The organism is Sanguibacter keddieii DSM 10542 (assembly GCF_000024925.1).
GTDB classification, from domain to species: domain Bacteria; phylum Actinomycetota; class Actinomycetes; order Actinomycetales; family Cellulomonadaceae; genus Sanguibacter; species Sanguibacter keddieii.
Map to the genome: position 1 here is coordinate 3,670,382 of NC_013521.1, position 22,728 is coordinate 3,693,109.

A 22,728-nucleotide genomic window follows, 5' to 3' on the forward strand; every position below is an offset into this window, starting at 1 on the left:
CGGCGCACCTGCTGCTGGCCGGGCTGCGCCCCACCCGCTCTCAGCCGGGCTGTGCCGCCGAGAGGTCGACGTCCGGCGAGTCGACGTTGCGCCACGGCTCGCCCGGCACCACACCCGCCTCCGCGAGGGACGACGCGACCGCCTCCGGCACGTCGGACCCCCGCAGGTGCTCGGCACCAGCCTGGGAGAGGATGCCGTCGACGATCGCGTGGCACCGGTGCTCGCCGAAGCTGAGGTTGGTCCAGCCGGTCCGGCGGTCCGCCGGCTCGAAGGCGACACCCACACCCGGCCCGACCCTGCGGGCCAGCAGCGAGGTCTCGTCGCCGATCCCGTCGAGGGTCTGGGCGAGGCGCAGCAGGGCTCCGACCAGGTGCCACGACGAACGTCCGAGGTAGACGACCATCGCGTCCCGACGCGGGTACAGCGCGGCGTGCGACCCGATCTTCGCCCGGTAGGCGGCTCCCTCGCCCTCGAGGGCGGTGAGCACGGTCCGCCACACCTCGGGCGCGCTCGTCTCGCTCCGCACGTGCAGGTACACCCGCAGCACAGGCTCGCCGTGCGGACGACCGACCGACCCGTCCACGAGGAAGAACCCTGGCGACAGGCCCGGACGGACGGCCGGCAGCCGCACCTGCCCGGTCCACTCGGTCACCGCTCCGTCACGGACCTCCGCCGGCAGGTCGCCGACGAGCAGGTCACGGTCGACGGCGAAGCGCACGCCGTCGACGACGGCCACCAGGTGGCTGCCGGTCGGGTGCGGCAGCAGACCCAGCGGCACGGTACGCACCACTGTCTGGTGCGGTGTGGCCTCCTCGAGCCGCTGCTCGAGCCGGGCGTCGCGCCAGGAGCGCGGGATGCCGTCCTCGGCGTCCGACCGCGGACCGGTGTGCAGCACCTCGTAGAGCTTTCCCGCGAAGGCGGTGCGCACGGCGGCGGCGGACGGTCCCTCGATCGGGTCGGCGTCACCGACCGTCACGGAGCGCCCGCCGTCGGAGACGACGACGGTCCCGAGCGCCGTCAGGAGGTCGTCAGGGAGCAGCGTGGTCGTGGTGCTCATGCGGAGGCTCCCTCGGCGCGGACCATCCGGGTCATGGACGTCGGGTCGGTGACGATCGACCGACCGATGCCGGCGACCGCCCGGGCCAGCGGGTGCAGCCTGGCCTTCTCGTGCGCGGCAGCGAGCAGCCGGTCGATGAGGTGCCACCCGGCGAAGCGGCAGGCCCGCACGAGCACGTCGTCGAGGGGGCGGCCGGACTCGGCCTCGTAGGCGGCCAGCGCCCGGCGGATGGTCGGCAGCGCCTCGTCGAGGCGCTCCGAGCCGCGTCGCATGATGCTGTCGTGGTCGACGACCTCACCCTCCTCGGTCTCGGTGAGCGCAGAGAAGGCGTGGTTGAGGAACTCCCCCACCAGGGCGCCGAGGTCGCGCGCCGGGTCGCCGAGGCGGAACTCCTCCCAGTCGCACAGCCACAGCGAACCGTCGACCAGCAAGAACTGGTCCAGGCGCAGGTCGCCGTGGACGGGGACCGCCTCGGTCGCGGCCTCGTCGTGACGCAGCGCCGCGAGCGCCGCGACCAGCTCGTGGTCGCGCTGCAGCAGCGACCAGGTCTCGAGCTCGGCCGCCGACAGCTGCGGCAGCATCGTCAGCGGGAGGACCGTGAGGCTGCCGACCGGTGGAAGTGCGCTCGGCTCCCGCGACACCTCGACACCGGCAGGCACCGGGGCGGCGTGCGCCGCCGCCAGGCACCGGCCGAGATCGTCGGCGACCTCCGGGGGCATCTCGTCCTCGCTCAGCAGCGTCCCGCCGTCGGTCGCGTCGAGAAGCCGCTCGAAGACGACGATCCCCTCGTCCCGCGAGACCGCGAGGATCGACGGTACCCGGACGCCCTCGACCGGGTCGAGCACCTGCTGCGCGGCCACGATGGCGTCCATGCGCGCCCGGACCGTCCCGGCCCCGCCCGAGACCCTCTTGACGAAGACGTGGGCCCCCGTCGTGGTCTGCCCCAGCCAGTTCTCGTTGCGTCCCCGGGCGGCGCTCGGCAGGTCCACGAAGGCCCCCAGCCCGGCAGCGGCCAGCGTGGCCTCCACGGCAGGGACGTCGGAAAGCGCCCGCGCCCTCAGACCGGTCGTCGCGGTCTTCTCCGAAACTGCCTGTGACATCGTCATCGGTGCTGCCTCGCTCGTCGTCGTCCGGGGGCACCGTCACCCGCGTCCGCGCAGGTCGGCACCGCTGTCTGAGGCTACAGAGAACGGGGTGGGCCCGCCCCTCGAGAGGACGGACCCACCCCGAGGGTGGCGGTGGGGTCAGCAGCCGTGGTCGAAGGTGTTGTCGACCGAGACGGCGCTGATGGCCGAGACCGCTCCGATCGAGGCCGCGGTGCACGGCGCGCTCGAGATCGTCAGGGTCGTGGTGGTGGGCGTGACGCCCGCGGCGTCGGCAGCCGGTGCTGCGGCGAGCTCGCCCGCGTCGGTGTAGGCGGTGTAGCCGGCGATGATGTCCTGGTTCAGTGCCATGGTGCTCTCCTCTGGTTCTCGCGTCCGTGCCGCCCTCTGCGGCAGACGACGCTCTCCTGTCGGTGTGCGTGGTGCAGGTCAGACCGGGGTGCCGGACCGTCGCAGGCCCGGCAGGTGCTGCAGGTGCTCAGCAGCCGTGGTCGAAGGTGTTGTCGACCGAGACCGCGCTGACCACGGAGACACCGGCGATCGACGCCGCGATGCACGGGTGGCTCGAGATCGTCAGCGTGGTGGTCGTCGGGGTGACCCCTGCGGCGTCGGCGGCCGGCGCCGCAGCGAGCTCGCCCGCGTCCGTGTAGGCGGTGTAACCGGCGATGATGTCCTGGTCGAGCGTCATGGTCGTCTCCTGTCTCCGTCGACCCGAGGGTTCCCCCGTGGCCGCGACGGTCGGCCCTGCGGCCGGTCCGTCCTGCGATCCCTTGGTACTGACAACACTAGGGAGGACCGCCGTCGGGCGAACCCTGCCGGAGGACGATCTCTCGCGTCGTCCTGGAGGAGGACTCGACGCCCGCGCTCACATCCCCGGGGTGATCAGACCGCTCTCGTACGCGATCCCCACAGCCTGGGCGCGGTCGCGCGCGCCGGTCTTGGTGAAGATGTGCGAGACGTGCGACTTCACCGTCGTCTCGCTGAGGTGCAGGCTCTCGGCGATCTCCGTGTTGGACTGCCCCTCGGCGAGCGCGACGAGCACCTCCCGCTCGCGGTCGGTGAGGGCCCCCACCAGGTCGTCGCGCAGCCGTGTCTCAGGAGCAGAGGTGAAGCGGTCGATGACGATGCCCGTGACGTCGGCGTGCAGGTGCGCCTTGCCCTGGGCCGCCAACGAGACCGCCTCAATGAGCTCGTGCGAGGGGGCCACCTTGAGCAGGAAGCCGCTCACACCAGCCCGCAGACCGCCGTACACCACCTCCTCGTCCGCGAGCGCGGTGAGCATCACCACCTTGCAGGAGGTCGACTCGATGATGGTCCGGGCAGCCGTGATGCCGTCGACGTCGGGCAGCTGCACGTCCATGAGGACGACGTCGGGCGCGAGGCTCACCGCGAGGTCGATGCCGTCCTGGCCGCAGGACGCCTCGCCGACGGTCTCCATCGTCTCCTCGAGGTCGATGAGGGTCATCAGCCCACGGCGCACCACCTCGTGGTCGTCGACGACGAGCACCCGCGTGCGCACCGCCGGCCGGCCGGCCCGGTCAGGAGCTCCGGGTGGCCCGGCCGGGGAGCTGGCGACGGTCGGCTCGGGGGTCAGGTCCATGAGGTCTCCTTCGGTGCTGCTGAGGTGCTCGACCCCTGCGGAGGTGCCGGCGGGTGGGGCGAGAGCGGGATGCGCGCGCGGACGTGGAACCCGCCGGTCGACAGCCGGCCCACGACCACCGTCCCGCCCTCGAGGGCGACGCGCTCGCGGAGCGAGCGCAGACCGATCCCGCTGCCGGTCGAGGCACCGACCGGCGGGCCGGCGTCGACCACCTCGACCTCGATGACGTCGGACCGTATACCTGGCTCGGGCCACCGCAGCACGACCCTCGCCTCCCGACCGGCGGAGTGCTTGCGGACGTTGACCAGGCCCTCGCGCAGCAGCCTGTAGGCCACCGCGGAGACCGCCGGCGACACCGGGACCTCCTCGCCCACCTCGCTCACCTGGACGGCGAGCCCCAGGCCCGCCACCTCCTCGACCAGCGCGTCGAGCGCCTCGAGCCCCGGCTCCTCCCCCACGGGCGCCGCGGCCCCGTCGAGGACCCGCAGCACGGACTGGATCTCGTGGACCGCCTGCCGGCTGTACTCCTCCACGGTGCTGATCGCCTCGGCCGCGGTCTCGGGTGCCTGGTGGATGGTCTTCTGCGCGATCGACGCGTGGATGTTGATGGCGGTCACGAGGTGTCCTGCCGAGTCGTGCAGGTCCCGCGCGATCCGCACCCGCTCGTCCTCCACAGCACGGCGCGAGGTCACGGCGATCTCGGTGGCGGCCTTGTCCAGGCTCTCGCGCAGGAGCGCCTGGCGCTGGCGGGCGCGCGAGACCGGGACCGTGAACAAGAAGGTGGCCACACCCAGGGCGACCGTCCACGTGGCGGCGGCGAGCATCGCCGTGACCGGCCGGTCGGCCGTCGCCACGACCACCCCCGCGGTCGTCGCGGCCGTGGTCGCCGCGAGCAGCGGCACCCGCCACGCCGGGGCGGTGACGAAGGGCCACGCCTGCGCGCCGGTGAGCGCGCAGGCGAGGGTCAGCGGCACCACGCCGCCGGAGTGCGTGCTCACGGCGAGCACCACGGCGCAGGTCGCGCTCGCGGCGACGATCGCGGTCCGGGGGTAGGAGCGTGCGCCGAGGCTGAGGACGGCGACGAGCGCCGCCCCCACCCACACCGGCCAGCTGCCGAGCAGGACGCGGTGGTCCGCCCCGAACGACAGCACCGTCACCGCGGCGACGGCGACGGCCGCCGCGCAGGTCGCCAGGACGACGGCGGTCCGCGACGCGCGTCGGCTCACGGCTGCGGTCGGTTCGGTGCCTTCGAGCCGCCTCGACCCTTGGCGCTGAAGACGGCGCCGAGCACGACGCCGGCGAGCAGCCCGATGCCGGCCCAGAGACCGATGTTGTCGAGCAGGAGGCCGACGACGACCCCGATGAGCGGGCCGAGGGCGATCCAGACGGCGAAGGCGGACGTGCGGGGGTCTGCGGGGGTGGTCACGAGTGTGCTCCTCGGTCGGTCGAGGTGGTGCCGGTCGTGGGGACCAGCACCTCCTCCGGGTGGGTCTCTGGGTCGGTCTCTGGGGTGAGCAGCTGCTCGGCGGCGAGCGCCGCGTACAGCGGTGTGGTCCGCAGCAGCTCCTCGTGGGTGCCGGTGCCGACCACGCGCCCGTCGTCGACGACGACGATGTGGTCGGAGTCCACGACGGTCGACAGCCGGTGCGCGACGACGAGGAGGGTGCGCCCCTCGGCGGCGGTGTCGAGCGCGTCGCGCATCATGCGCTCGTTGAGGCCGTCGAGGTGGGACGTCGACTCGTCGAGCAGGAGCACGGGCGGGCCGTGCAGCAGCGCGCGGGCGATCGCCAGCCGCTGGCGCTCGCCGCCCGAGAGCAGCACGCCGCTCTCCCCGACCACGGTGTCGAGGCCGTCGGCACGGGACTCGAGGAACCCGGCGAGGTTCACGGCCGCGAGCACCTCGGTGCACTCGGCGTCGGTCGCGTCGGGCGCCGAGATGAGGAGGTTGTCGCGCACCGTCCCCGAGAGCACCGGGGCGTCCTGCTCGACGTAGCCGAGCCGTGCCCGGACCGTCTCGTGGTCGAGCGTCTGGATGTCGCGTCCGTCGACACGGATGGTGCCGGCGTCGGCGTCGTAGAACCGGGCGAGGAGCGCGAGGACCGTGCTCTTCCCGGCCCCGCTCGGGCCGACGACGGCGACGCGGGCCCCGCGCGGCACGTCGAAGGTGACGTGGCTGAGGGTCTGCGCCGTCGACGCCGCCCCTCCGGCGACGTCGGCGCCCGTGTAGGAGAAGCTCACGTCCTCGAAGGAGATCTCGGTGCTGCCCGACCCGTCGAGGTCGTCGGCGCGCACGGCCCGCTCCTCGCGCTCGAGGGGCAGCGAGGTGATCTCCTGGATGCGTCCGAGGGCTCCGAGAGCCTGCGACACCGAGGCGATCGCCGTGAAGACGTTCCCGAGGGGCATGACCAGCAGGAACAGGAACATGATGAACTGCACCAGGTCGACGAGGGTGAGCCGGCCGGCCGCGACCTGGGCGCCGCCGAGCCCGAGCACGGTCACGAGGGCGACCTGGGTCGCGATCCCGGACACCGGGGCCACCAGGGCTGCGATGCGGGCGACGTCGAGGTTCGCGCGCCAGGCCCCGACCGCGTGCTCGTGGATGCGGTCGGTCTCACGACCGGTGGCGTTCGCGGCCCGGATGGTGCGGATCGCCGTGAGCGCCCGGTTGACCGAGGCCGCGAGCAGTCCCACGTGCTTCTGCTGCTCGACGGTGACGGTGCGCAGGCGACCGGACAGCAGGGTGACCGCGACGACGGACCCTCCGATGACCACCCCGGAGACGAGGAGCAGCAGCGGGTCGATGAGGACGAGGGCGACGAGGGCACCGACGAACACGAGGGCGCTGCCGAGGAGGTCGACGAGGCCCTGCGAGATCACGACGGCGAGCACCGAGGTGTCGGTACCGACCCGCGAGACGAGGTCTCCGACGGGCCGGGTCTCGTACTCCTTGACGGGCAGCCGCAGCATGCGGTGCACGAGCGTGCGGCGGGCCCCGAGGACGACGTTCGCCCCGAGGCGGCGCAGCAGGTAGTGCTGGATGCCGGTCAGCAGGCCGGACGCGACGATGAGACCGACGAGCGCCCACACCATCGGGCCGAGCAGCTCGCCGCTCGCGACGCGCTGGATCACCTGCCCGACGACGAGCGGCTGGACGAGCGTCGCGACGGAGGCGACGAGGCTGATGAGCACCGCCGTCGCCAGCAGCGCGCGGTGGCGGGTGACCATCGGGAGCAGGTCGGCGAGCCGCGCCTTGGTCTGCGCCGTGGGTGCTGCGGCGGGGGCGGGCCCCTGGTGTGCGCTCATCTGCTCTCCTGTGTCGTGCGTCGGTGGTACAGGTCTGGGTGGTGCGGCGCTGGCCTGGCGGGTGCTGGTCGACGTGTCAGTCGGGTGTGCACCAGCGGTCGACGAGGTCGCGGTCCCCGCCGGGTCGCAGCCGCCCGGCGGCGCGCGCACGGTCGACGAGCGAGGCGTGCCACCCGACGTAGGCGGCGTAGTCGTGGACGTGGACGAGGATCCGGGCGGCAGCGGCAGCGGCGACGTGGTGCGGCTCGACCGCCCCGCCCGTGCGGGCGTGCGCGCCGAGCAGCCCGCGGGCCGCCCGGCCGAGAGACCTCGGCTCGCCGGTCGAGGCGGTGGCGCGCTCGACGAGCTCGCCGACGACCCACCCGAGGTCCCAGGACGCCGGGCCGAGGGCGACCTCGTCGGTGACGAGCACTGTCGCGGGTCCCCCGGCCGGGTCCGGGTAGACCGTCTGGCTGCCCGGTGCGCCGAGGAGCGTCACGGTGGGCGCGGCGAGGGCGGCGCCGTCGAGGTCGGCGAGCAGGTCGTCGAGCCCGCCCGAGCCCAGGACGCCGGTGACGGCCTCGAGCGCTCGCCCCGCGTCGCCCACGCCCGTCTCCGACCAGGCACGGAGCCTGCTCAGCCCTGAGGGCTCGTCCAGCCCGGGGACGGGATCGGCGGCGTGCAGCAGGCCGAGCGTCGTCCCGAGGTCCTCGCACAGACGACGCAGGGGCTCGTCCCGCATCCCGGCAGACAGCAGCGGTGCGAGCGAGGCGGGACCGGGGACGACGTGGTGCCACGCCCCGTCGACGAGGGCCCCGGCAGACGCGCGGCAGGGAGGGAGCACCGACCGGGCGACGTCACCCAGGGCGGCGGCGTCCGAGGTCGACCGGTCTGGCCGGTCCGCACCTGCCCGGCGGACCAGCACGTGCTCCCCTGCGGGGGTCCGCGCGAGCGTGGTGGCGAGGTAGCCGGTGGTCGTCTCGCGCAGCGTCTCGACGGTCACCGGTCGGCCTGCCCGGCTCGCAGCGCGCGGGCGAGGGCGTCGACCGCCGTGGGGAAGGGCGCAGGCGACGCCGCGTCGTGCTCGCCGGTGGTGACGCTGCGGGCGAGCACCGGCGGGACGACCGTCACGCCGCGCTCCTCGAGGGCTGCCACGTGCCGCGGGTACGCCCACCCCTCGGCGGTGCCCGGCGGCAGCGCCGGGCAGACGACGACCGGTGCGGACGTCGACTGCAGCGCGAGCATCGACGGGGAGTCACCGCTGCCGAGGGCCAGCCGCGCGAGGTACGAGAACGTGCAGGGGTAGACGAGGACCGCGTCGGCCCACCGGGCGAGGTCCACGTGCTGCGCGCCCGAGCCGTCCTCCGGGGCGCCGTCCCAGGAGTCGACCTCGACGGCCGCGCCGAGCAGCGCCGCGAGCGCCTCCGACGACACGAACCGCCGGGCGGTCGGGGTGAGCACGACCCGTGTGCTCGCGCCGGGTTCCACGATGCGCAGCCAGTTGACCCAGTACGGCATGAACGCCACGCTGATCGACCCGGTCGCGACCACCAGCAGGTTGACGGCGTCGAGCTGCGGCGCAGGGGTGCTGGTCGGGGTCTCGCTCATCGCGTCCCCTCGGCGTGCGCGGCGGCGAGGAAGACCTCGAGCTCGTCGACGGCCGGCTGCGGGCCCTCGGTGAAGAGCACGCCCGCGGGGTTGAGCACGACCTCGTCGACGCCCGCGGCGTGGTAGGCGGCGACCTCCCGCGCGACGTCCTCGGCCGAACCCGTGACGAACACCCCGGCCTCGACGAGGGCCCGGGCCCCCGCGCGCGGGTCTGCCGCGTCGACCGGGACCCCGGCGCGGCGCAGCATGTCGGTGTAGTGCGGTGCGGCGAGGTGCCCGCGGGCGGCGTTGAAGGCCATCTCGGGCAGGTCTCTGCCTGGGGTGTCCCGGGCTGCGTGCACCACGGTGACGACGCGCGGCCGCGGCCGCCCGGCCCGCTCGGCGCCCCGCTCGAGGGCGGGGAGGATGGTCTCGGCGAGGTACGCCGGCGGGGTCATCCAGGTGATGGCCACGTCCGCGACCTCTCCGGCGACCTCGGCCATGCGAGGTCGCAGGACCCCGAGGCCGACGTGCACGGGCGGGACGGGCACGGGGAGCGGCACGAGCGCGCCGGTCGTCTGGTGGTAGCGGCCGGTGGTCCGGACCTGCTCGCCGCGCAGGAGCGCTCCGACGATCCCGAGGTACTCCCGGGCGGCCGTCAGCGGGCTCTCCCAGGCCTGCCCGGTCATGGCCTCGACGAACCCCGGCAGCCCGGTGCCGAAGCCCGCGACGAAGGGGGCGCCCGACGCGATCGCTGCGGACCGCGCCCGCACGGCGGCGTCGAAAGGGTGCCTCGACGCCATGAGCGAGACGGAGGTGCCGAAGGGCTGCCGGTAGCCGGCCCCGGCGAGGTACGCGAAGGTGTCGAGGGTGTCGAAGAGCAGCGAGTGCCCCATCCACAGGCGTGCCGGGGCCGGGCTGCGTCGGGCGACCTCGGCGAAGGGCGCCACCATCCTCGGGTCGAGCGGCTGGCTCGGGTAGAGCACCGACACGCCTGGCTCGGAGGGCGCCTCCGGCGCCGCGGGTGCTGGGGCCTGCCCCGGCGCGGTGTGGTGCTGTGTCGTCGTGTCCTGTGTCGTCGTGTCCTGCGTCGTCGTGTCCTGCGTCGTCGTGTGCGTCATGATGTCCTCTCTCAGATCCCGACCCGGCGGCTGGCCTCGTCACGGCGCTCCTCGAGCGCGCTGCCGGTCTCCCTGCGGGTGGTGCGTGCGATGAGGCGCGGTGCGACGACCGCACCGACCACGACCCAGACGAGGAGCACACCGGCGGTCTCGGCGTGCTGCCAGCTCCCGGCCACCTCGTAGGCGGCGTAGGCCGGCTCGTAGAGCGCCGACCGGACCCCTTGCGCCATCCAGCGCAGCGGGAACACCGAGGCGACCGCCTGCACCACGCCCGGCATGAGGGTGAAGGGGATGACCGTCCCGGAGATCACCATGAGACCCATGAGCGGGAGGAGCACCCAGCCCGTCCCCTGCCGCGCACCGGGGAGCATGGCCCCCACGGCTGCGCCGAGCAGCGTGGCCGCGCAGGTGGAGAGCGCGAGCACCCACAGCAGGGTGAACCAGGCACCCACGGTCGAGGGCATCGGGGCGCGGAGCACGAGCGCCGCCACGACCAGGACGAGCGCGACGTTCACCACGACAGTGATCAGGACGACCGTCACCCTGCCGACCAGGTAGGTCGCGACGCCGTCCGGGATGCCGCGGGCCCGCAGCAGGGTCCCGTCCTCACGGTCGGTGGCGAGCGCGAGGGGGAACTGCAGGATCGTGGCCTGGCAGACGGCCAGCGCCACGAAGCCCGCGACGAACAGCGTCACCTGCGGCTGCCCGGAGCCGCCGATCGGGTCGTCGCCGATGACCTTGCCGAGCACCACGAGCATCACCACGTTGGCGAGCTGCAGCTGCGAGAACAGGACCGACCGGTTGCGGACGAGCACCCGGAGCTCGAGCCGGGCACGGAGCAGTCCTGTCGAGAGGACCTTCGAGGTCCGGCTCATGCTTCCTCCCTCGCGACGATCTCGAGGTACGCGTCCTCGAGGTCGGGTGGTCTGACCTCGACGCCGGACAGCGCCGAGCCGTGCGTGGCGTACAGCCGGTGGACGAGCGCGTCGGGCTCCACGGTCTGCTCCGTGCGGACCTCGCCGTCCTCGCGCCACCGGACCGTCGTGGGTGCGTCGACCGCCCGCGCCAGGTCGGCCGCGGAGCCGTCGGCGACGAGGTGCCCGCGGACCAGGAGGACGATGCGGCGCGAGAGACGCTCTGCCTCGGCGAGGTCGTGGGTGGTGAGGAGCACGGTGAGCCCGGAGTCCACGAGCGTCCCGAGGACCTCGTGGAAGGATCGGCGGGCTGCGGGGTCGAAGCCGGCCGTGGGCTCGTCGAGGAACAGCAGCTCCGGGCGCCCCACGATGCCGAGGGCGACGTCGAGCCGGCGGCGCTGGCCTCCCGAGAGCTGGTTGATGGTGGCCTGGGCCTTGTCGCCCAGGCCCATCATCTCGAGGGCCTCCTCGGCGCGCACGGGGTGGTCGTAGTGGGCCGCGGCGTACCGGACCAGCTCGACGACGCGCCACCGGGCGTGGTCCTGCCAGGACTGCATGACGATCCCGACGCGCGACCGCCACGCCCGGGAGGCCTTGGCGGGGTCCTCGCCGAGCACGCGGACCTCGCCGCCGGACCGACCGCGGAAGCCCTCGAGGATCTCGATCGTGGTGGTCTTGCCGGCGCCGTTGGGGCCGAGCAGGGCGGTGACCCCGCCCGCCTCGACGTCGAGGTCGATGCCCTCGAGCACGCGGGTGCTGCCGTAGGCCATCGTCAGGTCGCGGACGCTGATGACGTGCCCGTCCGGGGTGGCGCTCATGCGGGTCCTCCCGTGCTGGTGGTCGAGGTGGGCGTGGTGGGCGCGGTGCTCCCCGGCGGGCTGGCGCTGCCCGGGGAGGTGACGTTCGCAGGGGCGTCGGGAGGCCCCGGGGTCGCGGTGCCCGTCGGCGTCACGAGCGCGCGCCAGCCAGCGTCGGGCGGCAGCCTCACCGCGGCGTCGGCCTGCACGTCCTCGGTGGGCACGGCGGCCACGGCCTCGGCGTGCTCGTCGAGCCAGGTCGGCCCGAGCCCGTCCGCCACGAGGTCGGCGACGGACGCGACGGTGGCGGCCAGCGAGCTGCGCGCCACGAGCTGGGCCCCGAGCGTGCGACGCCGGACCCTGCGGACCTCCCCGTCGCTCGGCGGCAGGCGCACGGCCTCCGCGAGCGCCCCGAGGGCCGCGTCGACGTCGGGCTCCCGCAGCTCGAGGTCGACGACGTCGAAGACCTCGCGGGCCACGGTCTCGGTCGAGTGGTTGACCCCGTAGACGACCCCGAGCTCGTCGCGGAGGCTGCGGGAGAGCCGCGAGGCCGGGCCGCCCCCGAGCACCGCGGCCGACAGCCGGGCCGCCGCGTAGCCCGGGTGGTCGCGTCCGGGCGAGCGCAGCATCAGCCGCAGACCTGCCCGGCCCGGGGCTGCGCCCTCGACGACCGTGCTGCCGGGCGGACCGGGCGGGGGCAGGTCGGCAGTCTCGGCGCGCGTCGCGGTGGTCGACCAGTCGCCGAGGACGCCCGCCGCGGCCTCCCAGGCGGCGTGCGGCACGAGCGGGGCGCCGACCACGACCGAGACGTGCGCCCCGGCCAGATGCCGCCGCGCGTAGTCGGTCACCGACCCTGCCGAGACCTGCCCGAGGGCCGCGGGCGTCGGGACGTCGAACCTCGACGGCGCGCGGTCTCCCCAGAGGAGGTCGTGGAGCGCGGAACGGGCGAGCATCCCGGGGCTCGAGAGGGCACGGAGGGCGGCCCGGGCCGTCGCGCCGCTCGCCAGGCGCACCGCGTCGGGTGTCGCGCGCGGCTCGGCGAGCGCCTCGACGAGGAGCGCGAGGGTGGTGCGCCAGGCCTCGACGCTGGAGGAGGCGGCGACCGTGAGACGGCGCGGGTCTGCACCTGCCGAGACCTCCGCGCCGAGCAGACCGGCGCGCCGTGCGGTCCCGTGGGCGGAGAGCAGGCAGCGGCCCAGCACCTCGGCGTGGGCCGAGTCGGTGTCGTCGGCGCGGGGCAGCTCGACGCTCACGCGGATCTCGACGGTCTGGGCACCGGGCACGTGGACGGCGGTGAGGAGCTGGCCTCCGGGCGCCCGTTCCGACACGAGGTCGAGCGGGGCGACGGTGAGCAGGTCGGCGCTCATGCGCGGCCGCCCACGAGCGCAGGGGTCACGTGCAGGAGGGCGCCGCGGGCGCCACGGAGGCGGGCGGCCGCCGCGGCGACGTCGTCGCGGCCGGTGCCCGCGAGCGTGCGCAGGACGGTGTCAGGCAGGTGGGGGTCGCCGACGAGCACGGTCGCCCGGGCGAGGCTGCGCGAGCGGGTGAGGGGCTCTGCGGCCGCGGCCGAGAGCCTGCGGTGCCACCGGAGCGCGAGGGAGAGGACCAGCCCGTCGGGCGCGCGTCCGTCGGCGACCTCCGCGAGGGCGTCGTCGACCTCGTCCGCGACGTCCCCCGGGGTCTCCCCCGGGCCGAGGTACCGGGCGAGGAAGGCGAGGTCGGGGTCGAGCGCCGCGAGCGGCTCGAAGATGCCGGCACGGCACAGCAGACCGCGTGTCTCTGCGACGGCCTGCAGGGCGAGCACCTCGGCCAGGTGCTCACCGAGGCTCCTCGCCGTGCCTTGTGCTGGTGAGAGCACCACACCGCGGACCGCCGCCGGGGCGGAGGCTCCTCCGGTACGCGTCGCGGTGGGCAGGCCGGCGAACGGCGGGGCGACGGTGCGGGCCGCGGACGTCGGCGCTGCGGGCGGGTCAGACGGTGCTGGACCGAGGTCTCCCCAGGTGCTCTCGACGAGGGCAGCGCCCTCCTCCGGGTCGACGTCGCCGGCCAGCACCACCACGGCGTCCGACGGCCGGTAGCCGCGCGCCATGAACGCCGCCACGTCGTCGGGGGTGACGTGCGCCAGCGCGTCGGCGCTGCCGTACCCGTCGCCGACGAGGCGTGCGTCGTCGAGCAGCAGCTGCGGAAGGTCGCGGACCGTGTGCCCCGCGAAGTCCTGCGAGTCGATCTGGGTGCGGATCTCCTCGTCGAGGACCCGCACCTGGCGCTCCAGACCGGCCGCGTCCACGCGGGCCGGGCGCGTCCGTCGCGCCTCGAGGTCGAGCACGTCGGCGAGCGCAGCAGCCGGGACCACGGTGGAGAACTCCGTGTGGTCGCTGTGCGTGAAGGCGCTCGCCGACCCGCCGGTCGCGTCGACCAGCCCGGCGTGCTCGGCCAGCGCCCCGAAGCTCACGTGCTCGACGAGGTGCGCCAGCCCCGGCGCTCCCGGCGGGTCGGAGCGCATGCCGCCGCGGTAGGCGACGCTCACCGCCACCACGCCCGTCGCGGCGAGCCGGTCGACGACCACCCGGGTCCCGCTCGGCAGGATCCGGTCGGCGATCACCGTCCCGGGCTCTCGGGCTGGTAGATGCTGATGTGACGTCCGCTGGTGGCGCTGAACGGCGCGCCGGTCCAGTCGCCGCAGCGTGCGACGAGGCGCAGGCCCGCGAGACGCGCCATGAGGTCGATCTCGGAGGGCCACGCGTACCGGCTGACCTCGACGGTCTTGCGCATCCCCCCGTCCTCGAGGATCGCGTGGACGATGACGACCGTCTGGTTCTCCGGGTAGGCCATCACGGTGTCGATCATCAGGCCGGTGGGGCCCAGCTGGTAGGTGACGACCTTGGGCTCGGTGAGCGCGTGGTACTGGATCGGGTCGTAGGCCTCGATGATCACCCGGCCGTCGTCCGCGGTGTGCTTGCGGAGGTTCGCGAGGGTTCGGATCTGGTCCTCCCGGTCCGGGAGGATGAAGAGCGTGTTGAGGGCGAGCATCGACACGTCGAAGGTGCGGCCGAGGTCGGTGTCGACGAAGTCGCCGAGCACCGGCGTCACGAGCCCGTCCGGGTCCTTCTCGGCAAGACCCTCGAGCATCCGTGGGGAGGCGTCGACCCCCACGACCTCGAGGCCGCGGCGCGCCATCGGCAGGGCCAGCCGACCCGTCCCGACCGCCATCTCCAGGACGGACCCCGTCCCCTTGAGGAGCTTCACGACGAACTCGGCGGTCGCCTCGGCGTCCGGCGACTGCGGGAAGATGTGGTCGTAGACGTCGGCCATCGACTCGCCGTAGGCGGCTGCCCCGGGGAGCTCGGGGGTGTCGGCCTCGGGGGCGTCGGCGGGCTGCGCTGCGTCGGGTCCGGTGGTCACGGGGTGGAGCCTCCTCGTCGGTCTGACCTGCCCCCACGCTCGCCGACACGTCGTGGTGCGTCGTCGTCGTACGCGCTTCCGGGGGGTCGAGTGGGCAAGACGCTACAAGAGCCGCGAGAAGTCACAACCTGAACGTGAGCCCGCACTCGTCGACGGCTCCCCGGACCCGTCCGCGAGCCGCACCAGGTCAACGATCTGGCCACGGATGGGCACCTGGACCCATGGCCTCCGGTTGCACCCCCGTGCCATGGCACCAACGATGGAGAGGACCGGACGGACCACCCTGGGAGGACCAGCATGCGATCGATCCGTGGACTCGACATCGGGAGCGCAGAGGCACTCGTCGTCGTCGCGAGCGAGCCTGTCAAGGGGTACGACACCGCCGGGGTCCTGGACGGGCTGCTGCCCGCGGCCGTGCTCCTCGACCTCGCCGCCCACGGCCTCGTCACCATGGGAGACGGACGGGTGACCCGCACCAGCAAGGAGTCCCAGGACGGGGTGCGTGGCTACGAGCGCGCTGCTCTCGACATCGGCGAGCCGCTCGACGGCACCCTCCCCGAGGCGCTGTGGGCGGTGACCGACTCCCTGCGCCCGCTGCCTCACGTCGTCGCGTCCGAGCTCGTCGCCGAGGGCCGGGTCGACAGCGTCAAGAACACGCTCCTCAAGATGGACTTCGGGTACAGGTTCCCGGTACTCGACACCGACTTCCGCGACGCCGTGCGCTCCCGGGTGCAGTCCGCCCTGGAGTCCGGGGACGTCACGACCGCCTTCGGCCGTACGGCCCTGCTGCTGGCCGCAGGACGCGCCGACGGCCAGGTGTTCCCCGGCGTGGACGCCACGGCTATGCAGGCCGTCGCCGCGGGTCAGACCCCGCTCGACGACGCCGGGTTCTTCGACGCCAGCACGGTGGTCGTGCTCCAGCAGCTCACCACCACCATCCAGCAGACCGTCCTGCGCTGAGCCTGCGGGGGCTGGTCCCGGTCAGGCCGGGACCCGCTCGCGCAGCCAGTCGAGCTGGCGTCGGGTGTGGAGCGCGTCTCCGCCCTCGTGGTGGTTGAACGGGTAGACGCAGATCTCGGTGTCCGGAGCCGGCAGCCCGGCGACGGGGCCCACGTGGTCGCCCGGCGACCCGTCGGAGGCTCGGTCGGCTCGGCCCGCTCCGCTCCCGTAGTGGTTGTACGCCGCGAAGACCGTCGACGGCGGGCAGATGGTGTCGCGGAGCGCGACGGCGAAGTGCGCCGGGGCTGTCGCCCGACGGCCGAGGTTGACCCCGTCGACGTAGGACAGCGTCCGCATCACCTGGTCGACCTTCTCCCGCTGGACCGCCAGATACGTGACGACCTCGCCGTAGGGGTGCTGGTCGGTGATGCCGAGCGCACGTTCCACGTGGCACATGAACGGCACGCTGGTGAGCAGCGCCGCGAGGTCGGGGACCAGCCCGGCGACGGCGAGCGAGAGCCCGCCGCCCTGGCTGTTGCCGGCTGCCACCACCCGGGTCGGGTCGACCCCCGGCAGCTCGCGGACAGCGTCGACCGCCCGGACCGCGTCCGTGACGAGCCGTGTGAAGTAGTAGCCGGCAGGGTCCTCGATCCCTCGCGTGACGAAGCCCGGGGCCGCAGGACCGCTGCCGACAGGGTCGGGGGTCCCTCCCCCGCTGCCGTGCTGGCTCCCCTGGCCGCGCGTGTCCATGACGAGGTGCGCGTACCCGGCCGCGACCCAGGTCAGCCTCTCGTGCGGGAACCCACGTCCCCGTCCGTACCCGGTGTACTCGACGACAGCCGGCAGCATCGCGGTGTCCGACCCGGCCGGACGCGAGAACCACCCCTTGACCGGGTCTCCGCCGTGCCCCGCGAAGGTCACGTCCCAGGTGTCGACGAGCGTGAGCCCGGTGTCGACACGCACGGCGTCCACGATCGCGGGCCGCACCCGCGTCTCGTCGAGCGTCGACCGCCAGAAGGCGTCGAGGTCGTCGGGCTCGCGGACCTCCGGGCGGTAGGTCTCGAGCTGGTCCAGGGGCAGGTCGAACAGTGCCATGCGCCGTCCTCGTCGTCGGTCGTCCGCCGGGACGTCGTCGTCCAGGCGGGTCGTGCAGCTGCTCTCACCCCTCCCAGCGCGCCGTGCTCTCGCGGACGACCAACGATGTCGCCAGGTCGATGCGCCGGTTCGGGATGCTCTCGCCGCGGGCCAGCGAGATGAGCATGCGCGTGGCGGTCCCGGCCATCTCCTTGAGCGGCTGGTTGACCGTCGTCAGCGCGGGGCCGATCCACTCGGTGAGCGGCAGGTTGTCGTAGCCGACGACGGAGAGGTCTTCCGGGACGCGCAGGCCGAGCTCGCGGGCGGCACGCAGCACCCCGAGGGCCTGCATGTCGGAGCCCGCGAAGACGGCGGTCGGACGGTCCGGCCGCGAGAGGAGCGCGAGGCCGTGCTCGTAGCCGCCGTCGACGTAGAAGTCGCCGTAGCGCGTGAGGCTCGGGTCGAGCGGGACGCCCGCCTCGTCGTGCGCGCTGCGGTACCCGTCGACGCGGGCCCGGGAGCACAGGACGTCGACCGGACCGGAGATCACGGCGACGCGCCGGTGACCGAGGGCGAGCAGGTGACGGGTGGCGGAGAGCCCGCCGTTCCAGTTGTTCGACCCGACGGTCGGCACGTCGTCGGGCGGCTCGCCCGCGGTGTCGACGACGACGAAGGGGATCGACCGGCTCTCGAGCTGGTGCCGCTGCGAGGCGTCGAGGTTGGACAGCACGAGCAGCACGCCGAGAGGCCTGCGGGCGAGAGCCGCGTCGAGCCACTCCTGGGGCGGTCTGTGCACGCCGCCGAGCTCGGACAGCACGACACCGACCCCTGCGGCCGCGGCGGCGTCCTCGACACCGCGGATGATCTCGATCGACCAGGCAGAGTCGAGCTCGTGGAAGGCGAGGTCGATGAGCGGCTGACCGGCCGAGGTCGGCCGCTGACGGCGCCGTCGGTACTGGTGCCGCTCGAGCATCTCCTCGATCCGCGAGCGCGTCTCGGGTGCGACGTCGGGGCGTCCGTTGAGGACCTTGGACACGGTCGGGATCGACACCCCGGCCTCGGCGGCGATCGACGCGATGGTGGCGGGGACCGCAGGCGCGCTGGCGCCGGTCAGAGCGCTCGCGTCGCTCAGGGCGCTCGGCTCGTCGCCCCTGGTCGTGCGTGCTGCCATGCGGTTCTCACCTGTCGTCCGGTCGCAACTTTCGAGAGACCATAGCACCCGAGCGCTCTGCGCCGACACCGGGGAAGCCCGTTCCTCCGAACCCTTGACGACCCTCGAGACTTCACCCTACTGTCACATCCCAACAGGTATCGCCGTTTCGGCCGATACTTTCGAGACCACGATGGCGTGGTTCGTGCGGCGACGGTGCCGCACGAGGACACGACGACGTGACCGACGACGAGGGGTCGTATGACCACGCAGACAACCGGGGCAGCCACCGGCACCCCCGAGCTGGACGCCCCGTGGAGGGACACCCGGCTCGCACCGGCCGAGAGGGCTGCGGCGCTGGTCGCCGTGATGACCCTCGAGGAGAAGATCGCGCAGCTCGTCGGCGTCTGGGTCGGCGCCGACGCCTCCGGCGGGGGCGTCGCACCGCACCAGGCCGACCTCACCCAGGACGTCCCGCCGTGGGACACGCTCGTCCAGCACGGCCTCGGACAGCTGACCCGGCCCTTCGGCACCGTCCCGGTCGACCCGGTCTCCGGGGCCCGGTCGCTCGCCGCCTCGCAGGAGCAGATCATGGCGGCCAGCCGCTTCAGCATCCCCGCGCAGGTCCACGAGGAGTGCCTCGCAGGCTTCGCCGCCTGGCAGGCCACCGCCTATCCTGTCCCGCTGTCCTGGGGAGCGTCCTTCGACCCGGAGCTCGTCGCAGAGATGTCCCGGCAGATCGGCACGTCCATGCGAGCAGCCGGTGTCCACCAGGGCCTCGCCCCGGTCCTCGACGTGACCCGCGACTACCGCTGGGGCCGCACCGAGGAGACCATCGGCGAAGACCCGTACCTCGTCGGTACCGTCGGCGCGGCCTACGTGCGCGGCCTCGAGGACGCCGGGGTCGTCGCGACCCTCAAGCACTTCGCCGGGTACTCGGCCTCCCGCTCGGGCCGCAACCTCGCCCCGGCGTCGATGGGCCCGCGCGAGCTCGGAGACGTGATCCTGCCGCCCTTCGAGATGGCGCTGCGCCTCGGCGGGGCCCGCTCGGTCATGCACTCCTACGCCGAGGTCGACGGTGTCCCGGCCGCCGCCGACGAGGGGCTGCTCACCGCGCTCCTCCGCGAGACCTGGGGTTTCGACGGGACCGTCGTCGCCGACTACTTCGGCGTGAAGTTCCTCGAGACGCTCCACAAGGTCGCCGCCGGCCCCACCGAGGCCGCGCACCTCGCGCTGCGCGCCGGGGTCGACGTCGAGCTCCCCACGGTCGACGCCTACGGACCGGCGCTCGTCGAGGCCGTCCGGCGCGGCGAGGTCCCCGAGGCGCTCGTCGACCGCGCGCTCGACAGGGTGCTCACCCAGAAGGCCGAGCTCGGTCTCCTCGACCCCGGCTGGCAGGCCCTGCCCGAGGACGTCGACACCCTCACCCTCGACGACGCCGAGCGTCAGGACGTCGCACTGCGGCTCGCCCGCGAGGCCGTCGTCCTCCTCACCAACCAGGACTCGACGCTGCCGCTCACCCCTGGTGCCCGGGTCGCGCTCGTCGGCCCGCTCGCCGACCAGCCGATGGCGATGCTCGGCTGCTACTCCTTCCCCGCTCACGTCGGGGTGCACCACCCCGACCACGCCGTCGGGATCGACATCCCGTCGGCCCGCGCCGCCCTCGCCGAGCACCACGACGTGACCTACGCCCGCGGCTGCGACGTGAGCGACCCCGACCGCAGCGGCATCGCGGAGGCGGTCGAGCGCGCCCGTGACGCCGACGTGTGCGTCGTCGCCGTCGGCGACCGCGCCGGGCTCTTCGGCCGAGGGACCTCGGGCGAGGGCTGCGACGCGACCGACCTGCGGCTGCCCGGCGTGCAGGCCGAGCTCGTCGAGGCAGTGCTCGCCACCGGGACCCCCGTCGTCCTGCTGCTCCTCACCGGTCGGCCGTACGCCCTCGGCCACCTCGCCGACGAGGCCGCGGCGGTCGTGCAGGCCTTCTTCCCGGGGCAGCTCGGCGGGGTGGCGCTCGCGGAGATCCTCACCGGGGCGGTCTCGCCCTCGGGCCGGCTGCCCGTGAGCATCCCGTCGGATCCAGGTTCGCAGCCCGGCACCTATCTCTCGGCCCCGCTCGGTCGCAGGTCGAGCGTCTCCTCGGTCGACCCGACCCCGGCCTTCCCCTTCGGCCACGGACTCGGCTACGCGTCGATCTCCTGGGGCGAGGCTGGCGTCGTCGGCGCGGAGCCGGGCGACCGCGCGGTGTGGCCTGTCGACGGCGAGGTCACCGTCGAGGTGACGCTCGAGAACACCGGCGACGTCGCCGGGGCGGACGTCGTCCAGCTGTACCTGCACGACCACGTCGCGCAGGTGACGCGGCCCGTCGTCCGGCTCGTCGGCTACGCACGGGTCGCCCTCGAGCCGGGCGAGTCGCGGCGCGTCACCTTCACGGTGCACGCCGACCTCACGTCCTTCGTCGGGCTCGCCGGCCACCGGGTCGTCGAACCCGGAGACGTCGACCTGCTCGTGTCCCGCGCCAGCGACCAGGTGAGCACCACGATCCCGCTCCGGCTCGTCGGCGACGAGCGCACGGTCGACCACACCCGCCGGCTCGTCACGGAGGTCGGCGTCGACGCGCCAGGACGGGGCCGGCCGTGACCGCCCACGAGACGGTCTCGGCTGCGGCACCCGCCGCGACCGAGCCGTCGGGGGCGCACGAGCCCCCCTCCCGGCCGAAGAAGCCGCGCGGTCGTGCTGCGGGCCGGCTCCCGCTGCGTGCGGCGATCCGCAAGGACTGGCAGCTCTACTCGCTGGCCGTCCTGCCCCTGGTGTTCTTCCTCGTGTTCCGCTACCTCCCGATGCTCGGCAACGTCATCGCCTTCCGCAGGTTCCGGCCCGGCGGCAGCATCTTCGGCGACGAGTGGGTGGGGCTGCGCTACATCGAGATGTTCCTCAAGGACCCCACGTTCTGGAACGTCTTCGGGAACACCCTCGTCCTCGGTGCGCTGTCGCTGCTCATCTGCTTCCCGCTACCGATCATCCTCGCGCTGCTGCTCAACGAGGTGCGGTCGCGGTACTTCAAGCGGTTCGTCCAGACGGTGTCGTACCTGCCGCACTTCCTGTCGATCGTCATCGTCGCGGGGATGCTCATGCAGATCCTGTCGCTCGAGGGGACCGTCAACCAGATCCTCGGTCTCTTCGGCGGCGACCCGATCGCGTTCCTGCAGCAGCCCGAGTGGTTCCGCACCATCTACGTCTCCTCCGAGGTGTGGCAGACCGTCGGCTGGGGCACGATCCTCTACCTCGCGGCGCTCACCACCGTCGACTCGAGCCTCTACGAGGCCGCGCGCATCGACGGGGCCAACCGGTGGCGCCAGACCTGGCACGTGACCCTCCCGGGCATCCGCCCGACCATGGTCACCCTGCTGATCCTCAACATCGGCGCGTTCATGGCGGTGGGCTTCGAGAAGATCCTGCTCATCTACAACCCCATGACCTACCCGACGGCCGACGTCATCTCGACGTACCTGTACCGCGTCGGCCTCGTGTCGAACAACTTCAGCTACGCCGCCGCGATCGGCCTCTTCGAGGCGCTCATCGGCCTCACGCTCATCCTGTCCGCGAACGCGATCTCGCGTCGAGCCGTTGGAGCAAGCCTGTGGTGACCACGACCGCACGTGCGACCGGGGCGCCGCCCCGGGGACCTGTCCCACCACGCCCCCGCCGCCTCAAGGACTCGCGCGGCTACCGCGCCTTCCAGGTGATCAACACCGTCGTCCTGCTCGGCGTGGTCGTGGTGACCCTGTACCCCTTCGTCAACATCCTCGCCCAGTCCTTCAGCGCCGACTCGGCGATCCGGTCCGGACAGGTGAACATCTGGCCCAAGGGCTTCAACCTCACCACGTACCAGCTCGTCATGAGCGACTCGATGTTCTGGACCAACTACAAGAACACCGTCGTCTACACGGTCGTGGCGACGGCCATCGCGATCGTGCTCACCACCTGCTACGCCTACGTCCTGTCCAAGCGAGACCTGCGCGGCCGCGGGCTGCTCATCGGCATCGCCGTCTTCACGATGTTCTTCAACGGCGGCCTCATCCCCAACTACGTCCTCATCAGCGGGATGGGCCTCAAGAACACCCTGTGGGCGATCGTGCTGCCCAACGCCATCTCGGTGTTCAACCTGCTCGTCATGAAGTCGTTCTTCGAGAACATGCCCGAGGAGCTCGAGGAGGCTGCGCAGATCGACGGGCTCAACACCTACGGGACGCTGCTGCGCATCGTGCTGCCGCTCTCCAAGGCGGTCCTGGCGACGATGCTGCTGTTCTACGCGGTGAGCTTCTGGAACTCGTGGTTCGCGGCGTTCCTCTACATGGACCGGGCCGAGCTGTTCCCCGTGACCGTCTACCTGCGCAACCTCATCGCCGGGGCTACCTCGGCGAGCTCGACCGGTGCGGGCGTCAGCGACGTCGCCCAGGTCTCCGCGAACATCCAGGCCGTGACCATCATCCTCACCGTCCTGCCCATCCTGTGCCTGTACCCGATGATCCAGAAGTACTTCGTGTCAGGCGTGATGCTCGGCTCCGTCAAGGGCTGAGCGCAGTCCACCGGCGGCGGCCTGACGACCGCACGACCGGCCCGCTCGAGGCGACCAGCCCCGCTGGTCCGCGACCAGGCGTCCCGCCAGGGAGGTCTGACACAGTGCGAACCCGAAAGGTGTCCA

At 73.3% G+C, this 22,728-nt stretch carries 22 protein-coding genes; 4 read left to right on the top strand and 18 right to left on the bottom strand.

Annotated features, from left to right (window positions below):
* Window positions 1-40 precede the first annotated feature (40 nt).
* The 16 genes from SKED_RS16190 to SKED_RS16265 all read right to left on the bottom strand — a co-directional run bounded on the left by SKED_RS16190 (window position 41) and on the right by SKED_RS16265 (window position 14,863).
* On the bottom strand, window positions 41-1,057 hold the full coding sequence (locus tag SKED_RS16190) for a T3SS effector HopA1 family protein (protein ID WP_012868258.1): 1,017 nt from the start codon (window positions 1,055-1,057) through the stop codon (window positions 41-43).
* Window positions 1,054-2,163 (bottom strand): class V lanthionine synthetase subunit LxmK, encoded by a 1,110-nt coding sequence (gene lxmK / locus SKED_RS16195; RefSeq protein ID WP_081448016.1) that lies wholly within the window; start codon window positions 2,161-2,163, stop codon window positions 1,054-1,056. The genes SKED_RS16190 and lxmK overlap by 4 nt, the downstream gene beginning before the upstream one ends.
* A gap of 138 nt (window positions 2,164-2,301) precedes the next feature.
* Window positions 2,302-2,511 (bottom strand): LxmA leader domain family RiPP, encoded by a 210-nt coding sequence (locus SKED_RS16200; RefSeq protein ID WP_012868260.1) that lies wholly within the window; start codon window positions 2,509-2,511, stop codon window positions 2,302-2,304.
* Window positions 2,512-2,638: 127 nt separating this feature from the next.
* Window positions 2,639-2,848 carry an LxmA leader domain family RiPP gene (locus SKED_RS16205; RefSeq protein WP_012868261.1) on the bottom strand — a complete coding sequence of 70 codons (210 nt, stop codon included), beginning with the start codon at window positions 2,846-2,848 and terminating at the stop codon, window positions 2,639-2,641.
* A gap of 177 nt (window positions 2,849-3,025) precedes the next feature.
* Window positions 3,026-3,760, bottom strand: coding sequence for a response regulator (locus SKED_RS16210; RefSeq protein ID WP_081448017.1), 735 nt, complete (start codon window positions 3,758-3,760; stop codon window positions 3,026-3,028).
* Complete coding sequence (locus tag SKED_RS19185) at window positions 3,751-4,986, bottom strand: sensor histidine kinase (protein WP_012868263.1); 1,236 nt, start codon at window positions 4,984-4,986, stop codon at window positions 3,751-3,753. The genes SKED_RS16210 and SKED_RS19185 overlap by 10 nt, the downstream gene beginning before the upstream one ends.
* Window positions 4,983-5,186 (bottom strand): glycine zipper domain-containing protein, encoded by a 204-nt coding sequence (locus SKED_RS16220; RefSeq protein ID WP_012868264.1) that lies wholly within the window; start codon window positions 5,184-5,186, stop codon window positions 4,983-4,985. The genes SKED_RS19185 and SKED_RS16220 overlap by 4 nt, the downstream gene beginning before the upstream one ends.
* Window positions 5,183-7,063 (bottom strand): ABC transporter ATP-binding protein, encoded by a 1,881-nt coding sequence (locus SKED_RS16225; protein ID WP_012868265.1) that lies wholly within the window; start codon window positions 7,061-7,063, stop codon window positions 5,183-5,185. Before SKED_RS16225 ends, SKED_RS16220 begins: the two co-directional genes overlap by 4 nt.
* A 76-nt stretch (window positions 7,064-7,139) precedes the next feature.
* Window positions 7,140-8,045 carry a hypothetical protein gene (locus SKED_RS16230; protein ID WP_012868266.1) on the bottom strand — a complete coding sequence of 302 codons (906 nt, stop codon included), beginning with the start codon at window positions 8,043-8,045 and terminating at the stop codon, window positions 7,140-7,142.
* The gene (locus SKED_RS16235) at window positions 8,042-8,650 is read right to left on the bottom strand and encodes a flavoprotein (protein ID WP_012868267.1); all 609 of its coding nucleotides are present in this window, start codon (window positions 8,648-8,650) and stop codon (window positions 8,042-8,044) included. The genes SKED_RS16230 and SKED_RS16235 overlap by 4 nt, the downstream gene beginning before the upstream one ends.
* The gene (locus tag SKED_RS16240) at window positions 8,647-9,750 is read right to left on the bottom strand and encodes an LLM class flavin-dependent oxidoreductase (RefSeq protein ID WP_012868268.1); all 1,104 of its coding nucleotides are present in this window, start codon (window positions 9,748-9,750) and stop codon (window positions 8,647-8,649) included. Before SKED_RS16240 ends, SKED_RS16235 begins: the two co-directional genes overlap by 4 nt.
* Before the next feature lie 11 nt (window positions 9,751-9,761).
* Window positions 9,762-10,625 carry an ABC transporter permease gene (locus SKED_RS16245; RefSeq protein ID WP_012868269.1) on the bottom strand — a complete coding sequence of 288 codons (864 nt, stop codon included), beginning with the start codon at window positions 10,623-10,625 and terminating at the stop codon, window positions 9,762-9,764.
* Entirely contained in the window at window positions 10,622-11,482 is an 861-nt protein-coding gene (locus SKED_RS16250) for an ABC transporter ATP-binding protein (protein ID WP_012868270.1), read from the bottom strand. Before SKED_RS16250 ends, SKED_RS16245 begins: the two co-directional genes overlap by 4 nt.
* Window positions 11,479-12,828, bottom strand: a complete 1,350-nt coding sequence (locus tag SKED_RS16255; RefSeq protein WP_012868271.1) for a M16 family metallopeptidase — start codon at window positions 12,826-12,828, stop codon at window positions 11,479-11,481. Before SKED_RS16255 ends, SKED_RS16250 begins: the two co-directional genes overlap by 4 nt.
* Entirely contained in the window at window positions 12,825-14,063 is a 1,239-nt protein-coding gene (locus SKED_RS16260) for a M16 family metallopeptidase (RefSeq protein ID WP_012868272.1), read from the bottom strand. The genes SKED_RS16255 and SKED_RS16260 overlap by 4 nt, the downstream gene beginning before the upstream one ends.
* Window positions 14,060-14,863 carry a class I SAM-dependent methyltransferase gene (locus SKED_RS16265; RefSeq protein ID WP_012868273.1) on the bottom strand — a complete coding sequence of 268 codons (804 nt, stop codon included), beginning with the start codon at window positions 14,861-14,863 and terminating at the stop codon, window positions 14,060-14,062. Before SKED_RS16265 ends, SKED_RS16260 begins: the two co-directional genes overlap by 4 nt.
* A gap of 297 nt (window positions 14,864-15,160) precedes the next feature.
* Here SKED_RS16265 and SKED_RS16270 point away from each other — a divergent pair, with 297 nt between their 5' ends.
* A complete protein-coding gene (locus SKED_RS16270; RefSeq protein WP_012868274.1) occupies window positions 15,161-15,823 on the top strand; it encodes a GOLPH3/VPS74 family protein in 663 nt (220 codons plus the stop codon).
* A gap of 21 nt (window positions 15,824-15,844) precedes the next feature.
* Here the strand turns inward: SKED_RS16270 and SKED_RS16275 are convergent, their stop codons facing one another.
* Both SKED_RS16275 and SKED_RS16280 read right to left on the bottom strand, forming a co-directional pair.
* Entirely contained in the window at window positions 15,845-16,897 is a 1,053-nt protein-coding gene (locus SKED_RS16275) for an acetylxylan esterase (protein ID WP_012868275.1), read from the bottom strand.
* Window positions 16,898-16,961: 64 nt separating this feature from the next.
* Window positions 16,962-18,047, bottom strand: a complete 1,086-nt coding sequence (locus SKED_RS16280) for a LacI family DNA-binding transcriptional regulator (RefSeq protein ID WP_012868276.1) — start codon at window positions 18,045-18,047, stop codon at window positions 16,962-16,964.
* 240 nt (window positions 18,048-18,287) lie between these two features.
* Between SKED_RS16280 and SKED_RS16285 the strand changes: the two genes are divergently transcribed.
* From SKED_RS16285 to SKED_RS16295, 3 genes are read left to right on the top strand one after another with little or no spacing between them, the layout of a single operon-like run.
* Entirely contained in the window at window positions 18,288-20,663 is a 2,376-nt protein-coding gene (locus SKED_RS16285; protein WP_012868277.1) for a beta-xylosidase/alpha-l-arabinosidase, read from the top strand.
* Window positions 20,660-21,670, top strand: coding sequence for an ABC transporter permease (locus SKED_RS16290; protein WP_012868278.1), 1,011 nt, complete (start codon window positions 20,660-20,662; stop codon window positions 21,668-21,670). Before SKED_RS16285 ends, SKED_RS16290 begins: the two co-directional genes overlap by 4 nt.
* Complete coding sequence (locus SKED_RS16295) at window positions 21,664-22,602, top strand: carbohydrate ABC transporter permease (RefSeq protein ID WP_012868279.1); 939 nt, start codon at window positions 21,664-21,666, stop codon at window positions 22,600-22,602. The genes SKED_RS16290 and SKED_RS16295 overlap by 7 nt, the downstream gene beginning before the upstream one ends.
* Window positions 22,603-22,728: the final 126 nt, after the last annotated feature.

Coding starts and splice junctions, on each gene's coding strand:
- SKED_RS16190 (WP_012868258.1), bottom strand. CDS start 1,057: ATGAGCACCACGACCACGCTGCTCCCTGACGACCTCCTGACGGCGCTC.
- lxmK (WP_081448016.1), bottom strand. CDS start 2,163: ATGACGATGTCACAGGCAGTTTCGGAGAAGACCGCGACGACCGGTCTG.
- SKED_RS16200 (WP_012868260.1), bottom strand. CDS start 2,511: ATGGCACTGAACCAGGACATCATCGCCGGCTACACCGCCTACACCGAC.
- SKED_RS16205 (WP_012868261.1), bottom strand. CDS start 2,848: ATGACGCTCGACCAGGACATCATCGCCGGTTACACCGCCTACACGGAC.
- SKED_RS16210 (WP_081448017.1), bottom strand. CDS start 3,760: ATGGACCTGACCCCCGAGCCGACCGTCGCCAGCTCCCCGGCCGGGCCA.
- SKED_RS16225 (WP_012868265.1), bottom strand. CDS start 7,063: ATGAGCGCACACCAGGGGCCCGCCCCCGCCGCAGCACCCACGGCGCAG.
- SKED_RS16235 (WP_012868267.1), bottom strand. CDS start 8,650: ATGAGCGAGACCCCGACCAGCACCCCTGCGCCGCAGCTCGACGCCGTC.
- SKED_RS16240 (WP_012868268.1), bottom strand. CDS start 9,750: ATGACGCACACGACGACGCAGGACACGACGACGCAGGACACGACGACA.
- SKED_RS16245 (WP_012868269.1), bottom strand. CDS start 10,625: ATGAGCCGGACCTCGAAGGTCCTCTCGACAGGACTGCTCCGTGCCCGG.
- SKED_RS16250 (WP_012868270.1), bottom strand. CDS start 11,482: ATGAGCGCCACCCCGGACGGGCACGTCATCAGCGTCCGCGACCTGACG.
- SKED_RS16255 (WP_012868271.1), bottom strand. CDS start 12,828: ATGAGCGCCGACCTGCTCACCGTCGCCCCGCTCGACCTCGTGTCGGAA.
- SKED_RS16270 (WP_012868274.1), top strand. CDS start 15,161: ATGCGATCGATCCGTGGACTCGACATCGGGAGCGCAGAGGCACTCGTC.
- SKED_RS16275 (WP_012868275.1), bottom strand. CDS start 16,897: ATGGCACTGTTCGACCTGCCCCTGGACCAGCTCGAGACCTACCGCCCG.
- SKED_RS16280 (WP_012868276.1), bottom strand. CDS start 18,047: ATGGCAGCACGCACGACCAGGGGCGACGAGCCGAGCGCCCTGAGCGAC.
- SKED_RS16285 (WP_012868277.1), top strand. CDS start 18,288: ATGACCACGCAGACAACCGGGGCAGCCACCGGCACCCCCGAGCTGGAC.